The sequence below is a fragment of the Paraburkholderia caffeinitolerans genome (genome assembly GCF_902859945.1).
Classification (GTDB): Bacteria; Pseudomonadota; Gammaproteobacteria; order Burkholderiales; family Burkholderiaceae; genus Paraburkholderia; species Paraburkholderia caffeinitolerans.
On sequence record NZ_CADIKL010000091.1, the window covers coordinates 1 to 2,446 of the forward strand.

Annotated in this window: 3 protein-coding genes; all 3 read left to right on the forward strand. The window is 61.6% G+C overall.

Annotated features, from left to right (window positions below; translation table 11 throughout):
• The first annotated feature begins 88 nt into the window (after window positions 1–88).
• The 3 genes from HV773_RS36315 (at window position 89) to tnpC (ending at window position 2,402) form a co-directional block, all read left to right on the forward strand.
• Entirely contained in the window at window positions 89–475 is a 387-nt protein-coding gene (locus HV773_RS36315; RefSeq protein ID WP_175198526.1) for a transposase, read from the forward strand.
• Window positions 463–807, forward strand: a complete 345-nt coding sequence (gene tnpB, locus HV773_RS36320) for an IS66 family insertion sequence element accessory protein TnpB (protein ID WP_175198527.1) — start codon at window positions 463–465, stop codon at window positions 805–807. The genes HV773_RS36315 and tnpB overlap by 13 nt, the downstream gene beginning before the upstream one ends.
• Before the next feature lie 62 nt (window positions 808–869).
• Complete coding sequence (gene tnpC / locus HV773_RS36325) at window positions 870–2,402, forward strand: IS66 family transposase (protein WP_175198528.1); 1,533 nt, start codon at window positions 870–872, stop codon at window positions 2,400–2,402.
• The last annotated feature ends 44 nt before the right edge of the window (window positions 2,403–2,446 follow it).

The following is a 2,446-nucleotide window of genomic DNA, read 5'->3' on the forward strand; positions in this document are numbered from 1 at the left end:
GTAAGCCCCCGGTAAAGTCATCTTGAATGAGTAAGGCTCGAAGGCGAGGATCGTGTCCATCTAAATTTTTAATGGACAGGTGTACACGATGGACGAGATCGAGGTGATGCAGGAGGTCGTGCAACCGACACGACGTCGGCGGCATAGCAAGGAGTTCAAAGCTCAGGTCATACGGGCGGCAATGCAGCCCAACGTATCGATCGCGGCGGTAGCGCTGCACTATCGCTTGAACGCCAACATGCTCCGAAGCTGGGTGGCGGCACAGGAGGAGCTGGATGCGGCCGAGGTTGCCCGGCAGTCGATGAGCGGGCCATCGGCGGAATTTGTGCCGTTGCAGCTGGACGTGCCCGTGGCTGCATCTGGTACGGCAGAGATTCTGGTCGAGGTACGCCGGGGTGCGGCAACGGTGACGGTACACTGGCCGTTATCTGCCGCCGGTGATTGTGCCGTGTGGTTGCAGGGATGGCTGCGGTGATCCGCATCGATGCGATCTGGCTGGCGACGGAGCCTATCGATATGCGGGCGGGCGTCGATACGATCCTGGCGCGTGTCGTAAAGGTGTTCGGCGCAGCACGACCGCACCACGCCTACCTGTTTGCCAACAAGCATTCGACGCGCATGAAGGTGCTCGTGTACGACGGATTCGGCATCTGGCTGGCCGCGCGTCGCCTGAACAAGGGGCGGTTCATCTGGGCGAATGGAGACCAGGCGATCGCCACGGCGCTCAATCCCGAGCAGCTGCGAGCGCTCGTAACGGGACTGCCCTGGCAGACCCTCGCTCACGATCACGCGATCACGGTCGTGTAATACCCCCACAGACGTAAACTGGCTTGCTTCCGCGGCGGGTCGGGTTCTGGCAGACTGGCCGTATGAACCTGCCCGCCAACCTCGACGTCCTGAGCCCCGAGGAACTGCGCACGCTGGCTGCGCAATTGATGGCCCAGGCCGGCGAGAACGAGCGGGAACTGCGCTACCGGCAGACGCGCATCGACCAGCTCACACACGAGATGGCCACGCTCAGGCGCCTGCATTTCGGCAAGCGCAGCGAGCAACTCAACCCCGAGCAGATGAGCCTGCTCAATGAGGCGATCGACGCCGATCTGGCTGCACTCGAAACCGAGCTTGAGCAGCTACAGTCGAATACGGCCCAGGGCAAACAACGTCAGAAACCAAAGCGCACGCCGTTGCCGCCGCACTTGCCGCGCACCGACATCCGCCACGAACCCGAGAACATCACCTGCTCCTGCGGTTGCCAGCGCGTGCGCATCGGCGAAGACATTAGCGAGAAGCTTGACTATACGCCGGGCGTGTTCTCGGTGGAGCGCCACATCCGCGGCAAGTGGACCTGCAAGGCGTGCGAGACGCTGGTCCAGGCACCCGTTGCGCCGCACGTGATCGACAAGGGCATTCCCACCGCCGGCTTGCTCGCTCAGGTGCTGGTTGCCAAGTATGGCGATCACTTGCCGCTATACCGTCAGGAACGCATCTTCGAGCGCGCCGGCCTGGCGATCCCGCAATCGACGCTTGGCGAGTGGGTCGGGGTTTGCGGCGTACGGTTGCAGCCGCTGGTTGATGCGCTGCGCGATGTGCTTCTCCAGCAAGGTGTGCTGCACGCCGACGAAACGCCGGTGCAAATGCTAGCTCCCGGGAAAGGAAAGACGCAGCGCGCGTACGTATGGGCGTATGCCACCACGCAGTTCGCTGACGTGCGCGCGGTGGTCTATGAGTTTGCCGACAGCCGCGCTGGAGAACATGCTCGCGCGTTCCTCGGCAAATGGCGCGGCAAGCTGGTATGTGATGACCACAAAGGCTACAAAGCCGGATTCGAGCTGGGCATTACTGAAATTGGATGCGTTGCCCATGCAAGACGGAAATTCTTTGAGCTGCACGCCAGCAACAAAAGTCAAATCGCCGAACAGGCGTTGAAATACTTCGGCGAACTTTACGCGGTTGAGCGCGATGTTGCAGAACTCAAGCCCGATCGTAGGCGTGAAGTGCGCCAGGAGCGCGCCCGGCCAATCGCCGATGCGCTACATGAGTGGATGGTTGCTCAGCGCAAGCTGGTCTCCGAGGGATCGGCAATTGCCAAGGCACTCGACTATAGCCTCAGACGCTGGGAGGCGCTCACGCGTTATCTGAACGATGGGCACGTGCCTGTCGATAATAACTGGCTCGAGAACCAAATCCGTCCCTGGGCCCTGGGCCGCTCGAACTGGCTGTTCGCAGGTTCGTTGCGCGCCGGCCAACGCGCCGCTGCGATCATGAGCCTGATTCGATCCGCGCAGCTCAATGGCCACGATCCCTGCGTCTATCTGAAAGACGTCCTCAATCGCTTGCCTACTCATCAAGCCGATGACATCGCCGCACTTCTACCGCATCGATGGGTGCCTGCCGCCGCCTGATTGACGGCAATTTAGGCTGAGGGGTGCCTTTGCCGGGCGCTTAC